This is a genomic window from Streptomyces sp. NPDC001985, assembly GCF_040296845.1.
Classification (GTDB): Bacteria; Actinomycetota; Actinomycetes; order Streptomycetales; family Streptomycetaceae; genus Streptomyces.
In genome coordinates this window covers 25,014-38,649 of the sequence record NZ_JBEOYB010000046.1, presented here as the reverse complement: position 1 = coordinate 38,649, position 13,636 = coordinate 25,014, and the positions used below count along the sequence as shown (strand labels likewise).

At 71.6% G+C, this 13,636-nt stretch carries 11 protein-coding genes, 2 pseudogenes and 2 CRISPR repeat arrays; of the genes and pseudogenes, 6 read left to right on the top strand and 7 right to left on the bottom strand.

The window, feature by feature from the left end; translation table 11 throughout:
- Positions 1–76: 76 nt before the first annotated feature.
- From ABT122_RS21230 to ABT122_RS21210, 5 genes and pseudogenes are all read right to left on the bottom strand, one after another.
- Complete coding sequence (locus tag ABT122_RS21230) at positions 77–2,176, bottom strand: iron ABC transporter permease (protein ID WP_351554330.1); 2,100 nt, start codon at positions 2,174–2,176, stop codon at positions 77–79.
- Positions 2,173–3,237, bottom strand: coding sequence for an iron-siderophore ABC transporter substrate-binding protein (locus ABT122_RS21225; protein WP_351554328.1), 1,065 nt, complete (start codon positions 3,235–3,237; stop codon positions 2,173–2,175). Before ABT122_RS21225 ends, ABT122_RS21230 begins: the two co-directional genes overlap by 4 nt.
- A gap of 168 nt (positions 3,238–3,405) precedes the next feature.
- Complete coding sequence (locus tag ABT122_RS21220) at positions 3,406–4,272, bottom strand: ABC transporter ATP-binding protein (protein WP_351554325.1); 867 nt, start codon at positions 4,270–4,272, stop codon at positions 3,406–3,408.
- 118 nt (positions 4,273–4,390) lie between these two features.
- Positions 4,391–5,264: pseudogene (locus tag ABT122_RS21215) on the bottom strand (helix-turn-helix domain-containing protein).
- Positions 5,265–5,431: 167 nt separating this feature from the next.
- On the bottom strand, positions 5,432–5,581 hold the full coding sequence (locus ABT122_RS21210; RefSeq protein WP_351554322.1) for a hypothetical protein: 150 nt from the start codon (positions 5,579–5,581) through the stop codon (positions 5,432–5,434).
- A 344-nt stretch (positions 5,582–5,925) separates the two neighbouring features.
- Here ABT122_RS21210 and ABT122_RS21205 point away from each other — a divergent pair, with 344 nt between their 5' ends.
- From ABT122_RS21205 to ABT122_RS21190, 4 genes and pseudogenes are all read left to right on the top strand, one after another.
- Positions 5,926–6,582: a hypothetical protein gene (locus tag ABT122_RS21205; protein WP_351554320.1), complete on the top strand. Its 657-nt coding sequence runs from the start codon at positions 5,926–5,928 to the stop codon at positions 6,580–6,582.
- 194 nt (positions 6,583–6,776) lie between these two features.
- Positions 6,777–7,148, top strand: coding sequence for a DUF8825 domain-containing protein (locus ABT122_RS33635; RefSeq protein WP_502976172.1), 372 nt, complete (start codon positions 6,777–6,779; stop codon positions 7,146–7,148).
- A 90-nt stretch (positions 7,149–7,238) separates the two neighbouring features.
- Positions 7,239–7,466, top strand: a pseudogene (locus ABT122_RS21195) (hypothetical protein); the annotation flags it as partial.
- 229 nt (positions 7,467–7,695) lie between these two features.
- Positions 7,696–7,968: a CRISPR direct-repeat array (repeat unit 29 nt; unit sequence CGGACTACCCCCGCGCGGGCGGGGCGGAC).
- Between the two features lie 181 nt (positions 7,969–8,149).
- The gene (locus ABT122_RS21190; RefSeq protein ID WP_351554314.1) at positions 8,150–8,368 is read left to right on the top strand and encodes a hypothetical protein; all 219 of its coding nucleotides are present in this window, start codon (positions 8,150–8,152) and stop codon (positions 8,366–8,368) included.
- A gap of 95 nt (positions 8,369–8,463) precedes the next feature.
- Here the strand turns inward: ABT122_RS21190 and ABT122_RS21185 are convergent, their stop codons facing one another.
- A complete protein-coding gene (locus ABT122_RS21185) occupies positions 8,464–8,655 on the bottom strand; it encodes a hypothetical protein (RefSeq protein WP_351554311.1) in 192 nt (63 codons plus the stop codon).
- A 540-nt stretch (positions 8,656–9,195) separates the two neighbouring features.
- Between ABT122_RS21185 and ABT122_RS21180 the strand changes: the two genes are divergently transcribed.
- Positions 9,196–9,780: a GNAT family N-acetyltransferase gene (locus ABT122_RS21180; RefSeq protein ID WP_351554308.1), complete on the top strand. Its 585-nt coding sequence runs from the start codon at positions 9,196–9,198 to the stop codon at positions 9,778–9,780.
- 289 nt (positions 9,781–10,069) lie between these two features.
- Complete coding sequence (locus ABT122_RS21175; RefSeq protein ID WP_351554305.1) at positions 10,070–10,606, top strand: hypothetical protein; 537 nt, start codon at positions 10,070–10,072, stop codon at positions 10,604–10,606.
- A gap of 271 nt (positions 10,607–10,877) precedes the next feature.
- Positions 10,878–11,211: a CRISPR direct-repeat array (repeat unit 28 nt; unit sequence GGACCACCCCCGCGCGGGCGGGGACGAC).
- 541 nt (positions 11,212–11,752) lie between these two features.
- Here ABT122_RS21175 and ABT122_RS21170 read toward each other — a convergent pair.
- On the bottom strand, positions 11,753–12,760 hold the full coding sequence (locus tag ABT122_RS21170) for an ABC transporter substrate-binding protein (RefSeq protein WP_351554303.1): 1,008 nt from the start codon (positions 12,758–12,760) through the stop codon (positions 11,753–11,755).
- Positions 12,761–13,636: the final 876 nt, after the last annotated feature.

The following is a 13,636-nucleotide window of genomic DNA, read 5'->3' as shown; positions in this document are numbered from 1 at the left end:
TGGCGGGAGGGCGAGGGACAGAGGGGGGAAGGAGGGGGCTGAAGCGGTGGGCGCGGACCCCGCCCCCGCCGTGGGGTCACGCGCGGGACTTCCGGAGCACCCACACGAAGTACGGTCCGCCGACGAGCGCGATCATGAGGCCCGCCGGCACTTGGGCGGGGGCGACGACGGTACGGCCGAGGGCGTCGGCCACACACACCAGCACGCCACCGAGGACCATCGCGACCGGGATGGAACGGCCGTGCCGGGCGCCCACCAGGGATCGGGCGAGGTGCGGGGCGACGAGCCCCACGAAGCCGACGACTCCGACGGCGACCACGCTGAGCGCCGCGAGCACCGCGGCGATCGCCAGCGCGGTGAAGCGGGTGCGCTCCACCCTGACTCCGACGATGCGCGGGGTGTCCTCGTCGACGGCGAGCAGATCGAGCCGGCCGCGCAGGGCCAGCAGTACGGGCAGGGCGAGCGCCAGGCCCACCGCGACCGGGACGACGTCGGGGAAGGTCCGGCCGTAGGTGGTACCGGAGAGCCAGGTGAAGATACGGGGGGTGTTGTACGGGTCCGCGCGCAGCAGCAGGAAGGTGGTGACCGCGCTGAGGCCGTACCCCATGCCGATGCCGATCAGTACGAACCGGTCGGGCAGGAAGCCACCGCGCCAGGCGAGCAGGGCGATCACCGCGAACGTGATCAGCCCGGCCGCGACCGCCACCACGACGAGGACCGTCCGTCCACCGGACAGCCCCGAGGTCGCGACACTCGCCGCGCCGAGGCCGGCGCCCGCCGTGATGCCGAGCAGTCCGGGCTCCGCCAGAGGATTGCGTACCGAACTCTGCACGACGCAGCCGGCCAGTCCGAGGGCCGCACCGGCCAGGATCGCGGCGGTCACGCGCGGGACCCGGTCGTCGAGCGCCTGGCCCACCAGGTCCGGAGCCGTGCCCTGGAGCCACAGGAGGATGTCCCCGGTCCGCAGCCACAGGCTTCCGGCGAGGACGGCCACGAGGGCCGCTCCGGCGAGCAGCGTCACCGCGCCGGACGTGACGAGGAGGAACGCACGGCGCGAGCGTGCGGCGACCCTCGCGGGCGGGGGCTGCCGGATCTGCCCGGTGTCGCGCAGCCGCAGGGCGAGGACCACGATCACGGCGGAGCCGAGCAGCGCGGTCGGTACGCCGGTGGGGATGGAGGCGGCCCCGTCCGCCCCCTGGATCGCCCGCAGGACCGCGTCCGCGAGCAGAATGAGCAGCGCGCCGAGCAGCCCGGCCGCGGGGATCAGGAACAGGTGCCGGCGCAGCGCGTGGACGCGTCCCGCGATCAGCCGGGCGAGGACGGGGGCGCCGAGACCGACGAAGCCGATCGGACCCGCCAGGGTCACCGCCGTGCTGGTCAGCAGTACCGCGCAGATCACGGCGGTCACACGGGTGGTTCGGATCGGCACGCCGAGGGTGGACGCGGCGTCGTCGCCCAGGTGCATCACGTCCAGCCGTCGGGACAGTGCCAGAGCCAGGCACAGCGTCACGGCGACGAGAGGGGCGGCGCGTACCGACGCGTCGATGTTCAGCTGCGCCAGCGAGCCGCTCCCCCAGGCGAAGAGACCGGTCGTGTTCTGGTCGAACAGGATGAGGAACATCCCGGTCGCCGCGTCCAGGGCCATGGCCGTCGCCGATCCGGCGAGGACGAGACGGGTGCCCGCGGTGCCCGCGGCGCGGCCCGAGAGGAGCAGCACGAGTGCCGCCGCGACGAGGCCTCCCGCGAAGGCGACGGCGCCCGACGCCCACAGCGGGACGGTGAGGCCGAGGGCGGCGACGAGCGCGAGGGTGAAGTAGGCCCCGGACGTGACCGCGAGGGTGTCGGGTGAGGCGAGCGGGTTGTGGGTGACGGACTGGAGCAGCGCGCCCGCGCAGCCGAGGGCGAAGCCGACGGCGATGCCCGCGAACAGCCGCGGCAGGCGCGAGCCGGTGAGGATCTCGCCGACGGGCGCCTCCTGGGCGCCGCCCGTCCCGGCGAGGTGGCGTACCAGGTCGCCCACGCCGACGCCCGACGTCCCCTGTGTCAGATGCCACAGGCCGGTGAGCACGGTCGCGACGAGGAGGAGTGCCAGGACGGCTGCCCCGGCGGGGCCGCCGCCGAGCCGGGCGGGGGGCAGTGGCCCCGGCTCGGGGGCCACCGCGCGTACCGTGCTCACTTCTTGTCGAGTACGTTGACGTAGGCGTCGATCGCCTGCGCGCAGGAGCGCGGGCCGCCGGCGCCCCAGACCCGCGCCGGGAACGCGTGGGCGCGGCCCTCCTTCACGGCGGGGAGCTTCTTCCAGATCGGGTTCTTGCTCAGCGCGGCGACGTAACCGCCGGCGCCGTCGTCGTTCGCGTGGAAGAGGTTGGCGTTGCCCACGGAGGTGAGCCCTTCGACGTCGGTCTGGGCCAGGCCGTAGGCGGCGTCCACACCCCCGTCACCGTGCTTCTTGTTGACGTCGTTGGTCCACGCCGGGGTCATGCCGAGTTCCTTGCCGATCTCGGTGAACAGGGCGCCGTCCGCGTAGGGGCGTACGGTCAGGTTGCCTCCCTCGAGCCAGCCGTCGAAGAACAGGAAGTCCTTGGTCGGCAGGTTCGCGTCGGCGACCCGCTGCTTCGCCGTCGCGAGGTGCTGGTCGAACTCCTTGAGCACCTGGTCCGCCCGGTCCGTGCGCCCGGTCGCCTCGCCGATCATGCTGAACACCTTCCGCATGTTCCCGATCGGGTCCTTCGGGTCCGCTCCCCGGGTGGCCATCACGGGAACACCCCTCTTCTCCAGCTTCTTGATCATCTCGTCCTGGGCGCCGAAGGCCTCGACGACGATGAGATCGGGCTTGGCCGCGTAGAGGGTGTCGAGATCGGGCTCCTCCCGGGTGCCGATGTCCGTCACACCGGCAGGCAGCTTCTCCGCGCTGGTCCAGGTGCGGTATCCCTTGGCGTCGGAGACGGCGGTGGGGGTGACGCAGAGGGTCAGCGCGTCTTCGACCTGCTGCCATTCGAGGACCGCGATCCGCTGGGCGGGCTTGTCGAGCTGTATCTGGCGGCCGACGCCGTCCTTGAAGGAGACCGGCTTCGTCGAGGTGGTCGTGGTGTCCTGGGCGCAGTCCTTCGACGCGGGGGGCGCCTCGGTGCCGCTGCGGGCCGTCGCCTTGTCGACGTCGGTCGTTCCGCAGGCGGTTACGGCAACCAGCGCGAGGCCGGTCGAGGCTGACAGCGCCAGGCGGCGGGCACGGTTCATGGGGATTCCTCTTTCGCGGGTGAGGGGAGTGATGAGGGTGGGGAGGAGGGTGGGGAGGGCGGCGCGCAGAAGGCGCGTCGGTGCCTCCGGGGGCAGCGCGGTGATTCCGGGGCGGCTCGTCACGGGTGAAACGGCCGATGCGGCGCTCCGGGAGGCGCGCCACCGCGTTCAGGAGAGGTGACGTCCGAGCGGATCGATGCGGAGCCGCCCCGTTCGGGGGTCGGCGTCCACCGCGACGCGGATGTCGTAGACCTCTCCGATGTTCTCGGCGGTGAGGACATCGGCCGGTGCGCCGGCCGCGTACACCCGGCCCGAGCGCATGAGGACGACGGTGTCCGCGATCCGGGAGGCCTGATCGAGGTCGTGCAGCACGATCCCCACCGCGATGCCGTGTTCCTCGACGAGGTCCCGAACCAGGTCGAGTGTCTCGAACTGGTAGCGCAGGTCGAGGTGGTTGGTCGGCTCGTCGAGCAGGACGACCCCGGTGTCCTGGGCCAGGCAGGCCGCGAGCCAGACACGTTGCATCTCCCCGCCGGAGAGTTCTCCGACCTGCCGTGCGGCCATGTCCCGCACTCCGGTGACCCCCATGGCGCGGTCGACAGCGCTCCGGTCCTCGGCGCTCGGTCCGGCGAAGCCGCGCCGGTGGGGATGGCGCCCGAACGCGACGACCTCCGCGACCGTCAGGCCCTGGGGAACGGGCCTCGCCTGGGAGAACAGAGTGACCTCGCGTGCGAACTCCTGAGAGCTGAGCAGGGCCGCGTCACGCTCGGACTCCCCCTCGGCGCCGCCGAGCGTCACCCGGCCGCCGTCCACCCGGTGCAGTCGGGACAGCGCGCGCAGCAGCGTGGACTTCCCACTGCCGTTCGGCCCCACCAGGGCGGTCGCCCGGCCGGGTTCCAGGGCGACCGAGACACCGTGCACGACAGGCTTGCCGTCGTAGCGCAGCACCAGGTCGTGCCCGTTGAGCGTGACCACCGGAGCCGCGGCGGGGTGGGCCGCGGGCTTCCCGGCGGACCGGAAGAGACTTGTGAACACGAGGATGTCCGGACGGTCGGAGGGCGGGGACTGCGGCAACCTCTGTCCGATGTCACCGGGCAGGCCGCGCGCTCGCCCGGGCACGGCAGCACCGCACACGGAGAACAGCAACTAAGGGTTACCTAACCCGGTGAAGCTTATATTCCGCTTGCCGTGGCGACAATCCGGAGTTCTGGTCACACGATACGGAATTCCGGACACCCCGATGAACCGGCCACCGCACCGGAGAACGCGCCCGGCGTGGTCCCCATGACCCGCCGGAAGGCGACGATGAAGGAGCTGGGCTGCGCGTAGCCGAGCACCTCGGAAACCGTCGCCACGTCGAAGCCCTCGGCGAGAAGCATCAGGGCCCGGTGCACCCGCAGCATCTGGCGCCACTGGGCGAACGGAAGCCCCGTCGCCTGGCGGAAGGCACGGGTGATCGTACGGTCGCTGGTCCCCAGCAGCCGCGCCCACTCCTCCAGCGAGCGGCCGTCCGAGGGATCGTCCAGCAGGGCCTCGGCGATGGCGTCGATCCGCGGATCGCCGGGCAACCGCAACGCGAACTGGCGCTCCGATGGCCGGATCACATCGAAGACCACGGACTCCGCCCGCGCCCTCGCCCCCACGCCGAGGTCCGCAGCGGACAGATGGGTCAGCAGCGACTCCAGCAACGTCGTCATCGTGATCGTCATGGGCTGCGTGAACGCGAACGGTGTGTGAGCGGGAGCGAAGAAGGCGCTGAAGAACTCCGCGCCCGCCGTCGACCGGCCCTCGTGGACCATTCCGGCGGGCATCCACAACCCGTACCCCTCGACCACGGTGTGGACACGGTCACCCACGCGGGACGTCAGCGTTCCCCCTCGCACCCAGACCAGCTCATGCAAGGGATGCGCGTGGGCCGACCACTCCGTGGGAGCGGGAATGATCCGGGACGCGGCGAGGATGGCGGACGCCGAGTCGGGGAGCGGCTCGACTCCCCGGACCACGGTGCCCGCCTCGCGCCGCCACATCCCGGGGGGTGCTTGAACCATGACGAGAAGTGTATCGGCGTGCCGGTCCGGACCTATTTCGCATCTTTTGCCCATGTTGAGGGGCAGTCCGACGGCTCGGTGCGGCGAACGAGCGAGTGGTGCGGGTGGTGGGGGTGGCGGGCAGGGCTCTGCAGACCTTCCCGGTGTCACCGGACGGCTCCCGGGTCCGCGTCGCCGGGAGCCGTCCGGTGACACCGCGAGACCTCGGCCTCGACACCGGCCGGGATGGCCGCGATCACCTCACCGGTGACGGTGTCGACCGCGAGCGAGTACCTGATGGGTGTTGACGTGGACACATACGCCCGTCGGATGCCCGGCACTGCCGACACCGCACCCGCGGCGGCGGCCGGCTCGCCCCCGCCCGTCTGCCCCCAGTGGCCGCGTCCGGCCACCTCAGAGATCCTCACCCCGCGCCGGAACCTCATGACGCGCAGCGCGGTACGGACTCCGGTACGGACTCCGGTACGGGCCGAACCTGCACCGGCCCCCGCGCGGGGGCTGATGGAGCGCTTCCGGGTTGCGGACGGCCGGAGAAGGAGGAGCGGGCAGGGAGACCGATGGCTGCACCATGTGTCCGCCCGGATGGCAGGCTGCCCCTAGCCAGTCCATCAACTGGTCTCTTCTGTACGGAGGTTCAGTCATGCTCAGGTCGCGTCGATCGGTCATCGCGGTGTTCGTCGCGGTTCTCATGGCGGGTTGTGGCAGTGGCCCGGACGGCATGTCCCCGGGCGATGAGGAACCGCCTCCGGTGTCGAGGAGCGCCGGACAGAAAGACCCGGATCAGGCCACCCGGAGTGACCCCCCGAGGCGGAGCGTCGAGCTGGCCGACGGCGATGGGTACCGGTACCGGACGCCGTTACCGGTGCTGGGGCTGCGCCCGCAGTTCCTGGATCAGTCCGCGCCTCCCGGACAGACGTTCCTCTACGTCGACCTGACACTGGAGAATCTTCAGTCAGACCGCACCGCGAGGCCCAGTACGCTGACCGACGGCTTGATCTTCACCGGCCGGCCGGGCCACGGCGCCGGTGACACGCTCTGCGCCGACGCCAAGCAGGGGTGCGGCGCGGGGACCCGGTGCGAGCACCGCGACAGGACCGATTCCGACGGACGCCCGGAGGAACTGGACGACGCATGGGCACCCATGCCCGCCGCGGCGACCTACAGCCTCCGCTGCTTCCGGCCGGAGCCGGTATCCGAGCCCGTCGACCTGAAGCGGATCGATCTTTTTCTGCAGACCCTGAAGACCGAGAACGGTATCGGGTTCGGCGTGCCCGAATACACCAAGGTTCCGCTCTGAAGCCCGCCCGGCGGTGAGCGGCGCGGTCTCGGCCGGTGCCGCGGCGGCCGGGGTCGCTGCTGCGGCGCCGGCGGGTGCGGCGAGGGCGGCAGGGTGGGCGGCCGTGCAGGCTGCGATGACCGGGAGGGCGAAGCACTTGTCTGACACCTCAACACAGCCCATATTCGAACAGGTGCACCATTCGACTTTCGAATATGGCTGAGCCCGATTTCCCTCCGGACCTCCGCGACACGCGGACCCGCCTCCGCCGGGTGCGGGCCGAGGGGCGAGTACAGCGCGCTGTGCCGCCGGGAGCTGCCCTGGCCGGTGGAGCCCGATGCCCGGATGGGAGGGCGACAAGCAGCTCCACTCCGAACTCCGAGCGGATCGGCAGGATGCGCCGCCGGAGGACCGGGGTGGCGCGGCTGCACGGGGTGCTGCTGGAACTGGCCGAGCAGGTGACGACGCACCCGGGCCGGCAGGAGCTGCGCGGGCCGGATCTCGTTGAGGCCAGGATGGCGCTGCAGCGCACCGCCACCGCCACCGGCGTCGGCGTCGGCGTCGGGCCTGCGGCGCCTGAGAGCTGAGTACCGTGCTCGGGCGCCGGACGCCGACCGGCGGGAGATGCTCTGGTTTCTGCGCCGAGTCCGGACGCAGGACGACCTGAAGCGGACCGAGTGCTGGATCGGGGACGCGGACCAGCGTCAGGTTCGCCACTCCCCACGGCCGGCCCGTGGCCGGCCCCGGCCGGGCGGCCGGACTCGCCGACTCCCGCACCCGGCTGGGCCGTGGAGAAGAGCACCGCCGGGCCGATCCGTCCGCACACCGGCGGGTGCTGGGTACCCGCTCCCGGCAGCCGGGCCCTGATCTGCGACGAAGCCCGCCGGGCTCTCGCCGAAGGTCTGCCCGCATGCTCCGAGCCGGGCCGGATGTCGCCCCGGGCTCTGTCGACTGTCGACGTCGCGGCACGGCCCGGGCCGCTTGAGGAGCCGCGGGCCCGCGAGGGGTTGTGCCGCGTACGCCGTCGGACTAGCCCCGCGCGAGGCGAGGACGACCATCCGTCCGCAGCGGAGCCGATGAACCCTCGCGGGCTACTGCGGACTTCACGTCGAAGAGCTGCACGGCCATGCACGGCGGACTAGCCCCGCGCGGGCGGGGCGGACATCAAAAAGGAATGGGGCGAGATGATCACGCTCGGACTACCCCCGCGCGGGCGGGGCGGACCGGGCCGGTGCCCCAGGTGACAGCGCGGACCACGGACTACCCCCGCGCGGGCGGGGCGGACGGGGCGCCGCCACAAAAAGCTCTGACCTGCGACGGACTACCCCCGCGCGGGCGGGGCGGACTTGTCGACCGCCGCCCCGATCTCTGAAAGGCGCGGACTACCCCCGCGCGGGCGGGGCGGACACTTCCTGACCTGCGGTTCTTTCACGTGATCATGCTGTTTTGCTTTACCTGCTTCACGGCGGTTCCTCCCCGGGTGCTGCTGCGTCAGCTCCGTTGGCATCGGGCTCGGGGTCACCGTATCCGCAGAAGTCGTCCTCATGTTGCCGGTTCCTCTGCGCCGCCTCCCGGGCCACGTTCAGGATTGGCGCATAAGATCCGCGCCACTCAGCTCCACCTCGGCGCTCACGCGATCACCTTCCCTGCGGTGCCGCCGTCCAGCGGGTGGGTGGGGAGTGCGGACAGCCGGTCCAGCCGCGCCGCGAGCAGGTACTACGCGGTGCGGTCGCTCGCCCTGTCGGCGGCCTTCGCCGCCGCCGAGATGGCACCCGCGCCGGTCGGGTTGTGCCGGCACCGGCACTGATTCTGCTCGGTCCGGTAGCCCGTCGGGCTTCCGTCTCAGCCTTCTCGGTCTGGCTGAGCCGTTCCAGTGTGCTGCTGTGGTGCTCCGGACCAGTGCTACCCCACCGCCTGGAGCGCGGCGAAGGCGAGCGTGGCCGCCGCGACCGGTTCCCTGTTCAGCTCGCCCGGCTCCGCCCAGCCCAGAAACTCGCGGCGGGTGCGGGCGATGTCGGCCGCCGGCGACGCCGCGACATCCACCGCGTCGGTCAGGTCGGCCACCCGGGTGGCCGCGACGAGCCCAGCCTCCACGGTGAGGGCCTCGGCGCGGCACCGGTAGCCGCACGCCTCGCACAACCCCCGGCCCGCCGCTGCCCGCAACCCCGCGCCCGCCCGGGCCTACCGGACCGCGTCGGCAGCCGCTGCGGCCGCGCCTTCGGCTTCCGCTCGCTCCTGGTAGGCCGCACGGGCGACATCGCGCAGCCGCTCCTCAAGGGCGCGCCGGCGCTCATCGTCGGCCAGGCCGAGCAGCTCCCGATCGATCTCCGCGCCGATGAGGGCGGCAGGGGACGCCCCCGTGCAGCGGCTGGTTCCCAGTGGGTCATTACCAGAGGCATGCAGCGTGTCTCGGGGTAGTGGCCGTTGGCGTTGGCCCGGCCTGGGCAGCACCGGCGACGCGATCAGCAGGTCCCTCGGACAGATGGGAGGGACAGCCAGACGCTCGAGTACGGACCGTACCTCCGACGGGCCGACCCTGCCCCATCGGCGCAGCTTCTTCCAGTTGCGTGAGGGCCGGACCGGGATCAGATATTCGGTGTTCCGCGCGCCCCGTGAGGACACAAGATGGTGCGCATGACTCTGGCCACGCCCGTACTGCACACCGCTCGCCTGCGACTTCGGCCCTTCACCGACGCTGACGCGGGCCTTCTCTTCGCGCTGCACAGCAGCACCTGCGTGATGCGCTACTGGGACTCCCCGCCGTGGACCGAACATGCCCGCGCGGAGCGTTTCATCGCGATGTGCCGGAAGGTGGCGGACGAAGGCACCGGGGCGCGGATGGCCATCGACCGTGCTTCTGACGGGGCCTTCGTCGGCTGGTGCGGTCTGACCGAATGGGACGAGGACCACCGCAGCGCGTCGTTGGGCTACGTCCTCGACGATGCGATGTGGGGCCACGGCTACGCGACGGAAGCCGCGCACGCCGTGCTGGAGTGGGCATTCGACACACTGGATCTGAACCGAGTTCAGGCCGAGGCCGATACGCGCAACGTGGCATCTGCCCGAGTCCTGGAGAAGATCGGTTTCGTGCGTGAAGGGACGTTGCGGGAGGACTGTGTGGTGAACGGCGAGGTCTCCGACTCGTGGGTGTTCGGTTTGCTCAGGCGAGAGTGGCGGCCGACGGCCGTGACGATTCCAGCCCGTGAAGCGCGGCGTTAACTCCGTTTCTGGTCGTGGCCTCGTCCGGGTTGGGTGGGGAAGCCTTGGCGTGTGAGGCGTCCGAGGCGGCTGCGGGTGATGTTGACGGTCGCCTCGTCGGTGGGCATGCCGAGGAGTTCGTGCACGAAGGACCCCGCCGCCCGGCCGAAGGGGGCGTCCCCGGCGGTGCCGGCCCCTCTCGACCGCACCACGCTCACCGGCCGCATCGAGGACGGCGACCGCTGGGACGGCAGCCCCGTCGCTCGACTCCGAATCAACGCCCCGACCACCAACCAGAGGGACAAGGCACATGACCGGTCAGATGTTCCGCTCCATCGACGAACAGGGCCACCAGCACTTCTTCCGTTGCACCGAGGTCACCACCGACGACAGCGGCCAGAGCATTATCAAGGGATACCTCCGCTCCGGCGTCGACGGGAAGGAGAGCCCCTGCATCCTCGGCAGTGACGCGTGGGACCGTGACGCCTGGACTCCGTTCACCCCCGACCCGACGCTGACATGGACCGTGGAGCAGCTCAGCGGCGGCACCTGGACCGCAGTCGACGGCGACACCACTCCCCGGACCAAGGCCGGCGCCCTCGATGTCGCCCGCGTCGCCCTGGCCGCCCACCTCATGGACATAGGGGAGCAGCCCGGCCCCGGCACGTACCGCGCCGTCGTCCAGGACGGCGGGCCGCCGACCGTCGTCACCGAGGCAGACCTCACGGCCTGTCTCCGCGAGCGCGGGCACCACGGCCCCGTGACCACCCGGACCATCTGGAGCCTGGAACGCGAGGCGTTCATGGCCCTCCCCCAGCAGACACGGCAACGCCTCCACCAGCGCTAGCAGCAGCACTGGGAAGGGCCCGTCACCACAGGCACGGTGACGGGCCCTCCGCATGTCTCGACCTGCCCGGGGCCGGACTTTCCGAAGTCATGCTGTGAGGTCTCACCACAACGCCCGGGCCGGGAACATCCGGTTCCATCCGTACTCAAGCGCGGGGCTGGTCCTGGCTGTCGAAGTCGAACCCGGCGCCGGACCCCAGCCGTCGACGAGCGTCCGCCGCGCCGCCCGACCGAGGGCTGGTGATCGGTGACACCCGCTGGTACTGCGCCCTCGTACCACCCCGCGCGGGCGGGGACGACTCCTCATCAGGGACACAGTCCGCCTCAGCTACCGGACCACCCCCGCGCGGGCGGGGACGACCCTGTCCACCCCAACGAGTGAGGCCCCGTCTCCCGGACCACCCCCGCGCGGGCGGGGACGACAGCCGGGTGGAGAACGGGCAGGGCCTCCTGAAGGGACCACCCCCGCGCGGGCGGGGACGACGCCGGGGCGGACGTGGAGCGGTTCAGCCGGTGGGGACCACCCCCGCGCGGGCGGGGACGACACGGCAACGCCGTCGAATGCTCTGCCTACACGAGGACCACCCCCGCGCGGGCGGGGACGACACTTCCTGAGCTGGGGCGTTGTCACGTGATCATGCTGTTTTCCTTTACCTGCCTCAGGACCGCTCCGCAGGCGCCGCTGTTGTGCCGACTCCGGTGTCATCGGGCTCGGTACACCGTATCCGCCTGCGTGGCCCTTGTGCCGCCGGTTGCGTGGACCGCTCTTTCGCATTCGGCACCAGGGTCGCACTGGAGGTCTTGCCGATTCCTGCCGCGCCGGCGGGCCTCGGACCGTTGGTGCGGCGTGGGTCGGGTGGGCTCGGCGTCCAAGTGCTGCTCGACCACGGTCTCGTCGCGCGGGCGGGGCGGACCGCCCGGTCGGCTGGGCATAGCGGTGTACATCGACGCGGAGTCGGGCCGTCACGCCCTCGGTACAGCGCGGCCACGATGACGTCAACGGTCCCAGAACGGGGCGTGGGTACGAGCGGGTGTGGGCGGCGGCGGCCCGGTTGTGCTCCAGGTTCGGACCTGGGCGTGATACCCGGGGCAGCGGGCACCGCATTCCGTGCCGGGCGGTCAGGGGAGCGGCGCGGCCGTCGGCGTCTCAGTGCCAGGCGCGGTCCACGCCAGTGGGGTTGTCGCCCCGGACCGGGCCGATGAAGTCCTCCATGATGCCGCGCAGTCGCTCCACGCGGGCACGGTCGAGCATGAACTCGCGGAATCCGCGCGGGTCGGTGTTGCGGTACTGGTTGATCGGCTTCCAGCCGGGAATCTGCACGTCCCTGCGGGCCGGCCACTGGGCCGATGCCTGCTGGGCCTGCCGCGAGAGCCGGTAGCTCATGTACAGCCTCGCCGCGGCGGGGTGCGGGGCGTCCTCAAGGATCGCTCCGGTCTGGTACCACGCCTGGAAGAAGTCCTCCTTGGGCAGGATGAATCTCATCGAGTCGCCCGCGGGCGGGTTGAGGTAGTAGAAGGAGGTGAACGTCGCCGCCCGTTCACCCGACCCGATGACCGCCAGTGGCGTCGCGGTGCCGCGCACCCACAGCGGGTTCTGCGCCACCAGCTTCTCCAGCCAGCCGTAGCCGTGCTTGGCGATGATCCGCTCGAACTGGAACAGGACGGCGTCGTCGTCGTGCGGATAGGTCAGTACGATGCGGTCCTTCAGGTCCGGGCGCAGATAGTCGGTCGCCTCACGCGGGGCCTGCTCCTCGGGGATGACTTCCGTGTCGACGACGTTGGAGAACGCGAAGACGAACAGGGCGTAGTAGGTGCCGTCGGGGTCCACGAAGTCCGGGTCGACCTGATCGAGGCCGTCGGGACGGTACGGCTGGAGCAGGCCGTGCCGCTTCCAGTACGGGAAGTCGTTGACGGTCTGCACGTGCACCACGTCCACGCGGTTGTCCCCGCGGATGTGCTGTGCGTCGATCCGCGCGTTGTGGAACTTGCTCAGGTCGACGGTGACCTCGATGTCGATGTCGGGGAACATCTCGCTGAAGCCGGCCGTGTACATCCGGGCTTGCTCAGGAGCGTCCCCTCCGGCGTACACGACCAGCCCGCCTCCCTCGGCCCTGGCCCGCTCGTACAGCTCCCGCAAGTGTGGGTCGGTGGTCATCGCCTTCTCCTTCTGTCGTCGTGCTCCGTGCGCGTGCCCGCCGTGCGGGCGGGCCGGACCCGTCCGGGTGGGCGCGGCCCGTCTCGCCACGGCTTTCCCGACGCCGTCCAGGCCGTCCAGGCCGTCCAGGCCGACCAGTCCGTCCAGGCCGACCAGTCCGTCCAGCCCGTCCAGCCCGTCCGCGGCATCCGGGCTGTACTGGGCGTTGGCGTCAGCGTCGGCGGAGATGTCGCTCCAGGTCGGTGCCCCCGGTCGGGCCGTCCGTCGGCGAGCATCCGCCGGCGCTGCTCACCACACGCGGCACGAGGCGGTTCCCGTGCTCGGCCAGTCCGCTGTCCCCGACCCGGAGCAGGTCCGTGCGGAGCTACCGGGCTGCCGTCCGCGATGGCCCGGGCGTGCTCGTGGCGGAAGTACGCCGCCGCCGGCGAGGAGGCGAGTTCGCGCAGCGCCTCCGGCCCGTCGGCGGCCGGCGCGCTGTGCTGCGTGTACGCGGGGACGATCCACCGGTCGACCGCAGAGGGTTCCTTGTCCCCGAGCAGCTCACCGACGGTCCGGAGGACCGACTCCGTGCTGTTGTTCACGCTCCGCTTCCGTTCTTCCGGGGGCGGCGACCCCGCGCTCCGCAGGTCCACCATCACCCACACCGGCACGATCCGCGCGGGACACCCCGGGCGCGAAGGAGAAGGCAGCCGCACGCCCTGAAGGATCGCCCGAACGCAGGACACAGGGCGGTTGTGGGACGGTTTCGGAAGGCCGGGCTCCGTCCGGTCTCGGCCTCGAACTCAGCCGACCGCTCGGGCTCGTCCGCGAGCGCGGTGCGGACGCCGTCGGTCGTGGCCGGGATCTCCACGGGTACGCCGCCGACACTCGTCGTCC

What these genes read in the sequence shown, in the direction of transcription:
- ABT122_RS21225 (WP_351554328.1), bottom strand. Translation starts at nt 3,237, where the DNA reads ATGAACCGTGCCCGCCGCCTGGCGCTGTCAGCCTCGACCGGCCTCGCG.
- ABT122_RS21205 (WP_351554320.1), top strand. Translation starts at nt 5,926, where the DNA reads ATGCTCAGGTCGCGTCGATCGGTCATCGCGGTGTTCGTCGCGGTTCTC.
- ABT122_RS33635 (WP_502976172.1), top strand. Translation starts at nt 6,777, where the DNA reads ATGGCTGAGCCCGATTTCCCTCCGGACCTCCGCGACACGCGGACCCGC.
- ABT122_RS21180 (WP_351554308.1), top strand. Translation starts at nt 9,196, where the DNA reads ATGACTCTGGCCACGCCCGTACTGCACACCGCTCGCCTGCGACTTCGG.
- ABT122_RS21175 (WP_351554305.1), top strand. Translation starts at nt 10,070, where the DNA reads ATGACCGGTCAGATGTTCCGCTCCATCGACGAACAGGGCCACCAGCAC.
- ABT122_RS21170 (WP_351554303.1), bottom strand. Translation starts at nt 12,760, where the DNA reads ATGACCACCGACCCACACTTGCGGGAGCTGTACGAGCGGGCCAGGGCC.